Below are 2,734 nucleotides of genomic sequence, written 5' to 3'. Positions count from 1 at the left end.
CAGGGCTCAACCGTCAGTCTGGATGGCGTCTACGACTGCCGCGAAAACCGCCGTGCGATCTTCAACCGCGGCATGAGGCCCAACATTCCCGAGAACCCGCGTGGGCGCAAGGCACCGAAGCGCGGTCGCAGACGGCATTTCGACGCGGCCATCTTCGCGGAGCGCTTCAGCACCATCGAGCGCGTGTTCGCCTGGGAGGACACCTTCCGCCGCCTGCTGCTGCGCTTCGAACGCATCAGTGCCGTGCACTACGCGCTCAAGACGCTCGCCTACACGATGATCAACCTGAGGCACTACTGCCGCAGCTGATCGCGGCCCTCAGGGCGGCCTGTCGCTACTTCGCCGGCGCATTGCGCCATGGCCGCGCGCGTCGTTACCATGTCGATCACTTCGCAAATCACACTTCCGCTTCGCGTTGCCTGTCTTGCCAACTCATGCATTTCATGAAACATATGCATTACTGATCAAATGCAACTTCAGTCTGCTTGAAACCCGCAATCAGTTGCTTGAGAGCCTGCTCATCGTGGGCTCTCAATTGGTTCAGCCCGACGCCTTAACCGATTTGCCCCAGCGATATTTGCACTAGGGCCATCCTGACATCTTTTACCTCGGTGAATTCATGAAGAAAAGGATCGTGCTTGCTGCCCGGCTAGCAGTGCCTCTTGTGTTCGCATTGTCTGCGTTGCTCGCGACGCCTGCCGAAGCCGCAGCCGTCCAGTGGCGAAGTGCTGTCGTCCACGTCACCGCCGAAGGGCAGGACGTGAAAGACGTGCTGCGCGATTTCACCGCTGGACAAGGTGTACCCGCAACCATTTCTGGCGACGTGCACGGCATCGTGAGTGGCAGCTTCGACATGCCGCCGCAGCGTTTTCTCGACACACTGGCGTCGAGCTTCGGCTTCGTGTGGTTTTGCGACGGCAATGTGCTGTCGATCAGCGACGCGAACACCGTCACGCGGCACGTGATCAAGCTCGCTCATGCGAGCGCCGCCGATCTGCGCGCGGCGCTCGCGCAGCTGCGCATTGAGAATTCGCGCTTTCCGATCACTTACGACGAGAACCAGGACGCCGCGCTCGTGAGCGGCCCGCAAGCGTATGTGCAGCTCGTCTCCGAAATCGCGCGCCGGCTCGACGACAGTGCGGCACAGCGCTCCGGCTCGGAGATCCGCGTGTTCCCGCTGCGCCATGCGTGGGCCGCGCAGCACAATGTCCAGATCGACGGTAAGACGGTGGCGGTGTCCGGCGTCGCGGATGTGCTGTCAACCATGTACCATCCGCGCGACCAGCGGGGGGGCAACGGCACGGACAGCTATGAGCAGGCGGCCAGCCGCACAGCAAACGACCCGACAATGCGCCGCCTGCAGCCGACGCCCGACGTGACCGGCAGCACCGACGGTGGCGGCCACGAAACCGGCGTAAATCCCCCGTTGCCAGCCGGCTTCGCGGCAAACGGCGGCGTCGCGCCGGGCCTCGGCGGATTGCTGAACGGCATGGCGGCCGGCGGCGGCCCGGGCATGCAGTCGATTGGCTCCTCTGATCTCGGCGAAGGGGGCGGCCGCGGCGATACATCGGCGAGCAGCAGCCCGACGCTGCCCGTGATCGAAGCCGATTCGCGCACGAATTCGGTGTTGATCCGCGACGTGCCGCAACGTCTCGCGCAGTACCAGAGTCTGGTCGACAAGCTGGATGTGCGGCCGAGCATGATCGAAATCGAGGCACATATCATCGAGATCGACGACGACGCGCTTGAGCAGGTCGGCGTGGACTGGCGTACGCAGAACAGTCACATTGATATCCAGACGGGCAACGGCACGACGCAGCAGAACGGTTACAACGGCAACATCGATCCGCCCTTCGGCGCTCAGGCGCTTTTGGACGGCACAGGCGGGTCGCTCACGGCCGTGCTCGGTAACGCGGGCCGTTATCTGCTCGCGCGCGTGAACGCGCTGCAGAAGAGCAATCTCGCCAAAATCGACGCGCGCCCGAAAGTCGCCACGCTCAATAATGTCGAGGCCGTGATGGACCAGAAAACACGTTTTTTCGTGCGCGTCGCGGGCTACTCATCGGCGGACCTGTACAGTGTGTCGAGCGGCGTGTCGCTGCGAGTGCTGCCGCTCGTCGTGGAAGAAAACGGCAGGACGGATATCAAGCTGAACGTTCATATCGAGGACGGCGAGATTACACCCCAGCGGGTCGACGGCATTCCGATGATCACCACCAGCACGATCAATACCGAGTCGTTCGTCAGACAGGGCGAGAGTCTGCTGATTGCCGGCTATCGGGTCTATACGTCTACGAATGGCGAGACCGGTGTGCCGGTTCTTTCGAAGATCCCACTCATCGGCGCACTGTTCCGCTATCGCGACGACCAGCACCGTCATATGGAGCGGCTCTTTCTGCTGTCACCTCGCGTCATCGAGTTCTAGATACTATAGAACATCCTCAAAGGGGCGCGCCTTTTCCCGAATGGCAGAAACTCTGGCCGAGCCGCTACACTGAACGCCGTCGGAGGGAGCGGCCGTCTGCTCTTTGGTGTTTTACCCCGATATGGAACGTGGTCCAGGGACTGATGCGGACCCAGCATTGGTGACGCCGCGAGGCGATCCCGTTCAGGAAGGTGAACAAGTCCGCTGTCCCACCCTTCGACCTGACCATCTTGGTTCTGGTGCAAATAGGCAAGCGGGTTGAGAAGTTCCCTATATGCAGGAGACCTTATCGAGCGGACAGCACCGCAA

At 61.8% G+C, this 2,734-nt stretch carries 2 protein-coding genes; both read left to right on the top strand.

Annotation, left to right across the window (positions count from 1 at the left end):
• Positions 1-309, top strand: a 309-nt coding sequence (locus tag EVC45_RS44105; RefSeq protein ID WP_248295485.1) for a transposase, incomplete at its 5' end; no start/stop codon positions are given.
• A 310-nt stretch (positions 310-619) separates the two neighbouring features.
• Positions 620-2,425 (top strand): type III secretion system outer membrane ring subunit SctC, encoded by a 1,806-nt coding sequence (gene sctC, locus EVC45_RS44100; RefSeq protein ID WP_129964300.1) that lies wholly within the window; start codon positions 620-622, stop codon positions 2,423-2,425.
• The last annotated feature ends 309 nt before the right edge of the window (positions 2,426-2,734 follow it).

Origin of the sequence: Paraburkholderia sp. UYCP14C (assembly GCF_004197395.1) — a bacterium.
Lineage (GTDB): Bacteria > Pseudomonadota > Gammaproteobacteria > Burkholderiales > Burkholderiaceae > Paraburkholderia.
This window is presented reverse-complemented; position numbering and strand designations above follow the sequence as displayed.

Excerpts from the sequence above, each read along its gene's own strand:
- sctC (WP_129964300.1), top strand. The coding sequence starts at position 620 with ATGAAGAAAAGGATCGTGCTTGCTGCCCGGCTAGCAGTGCCTCTTGTG.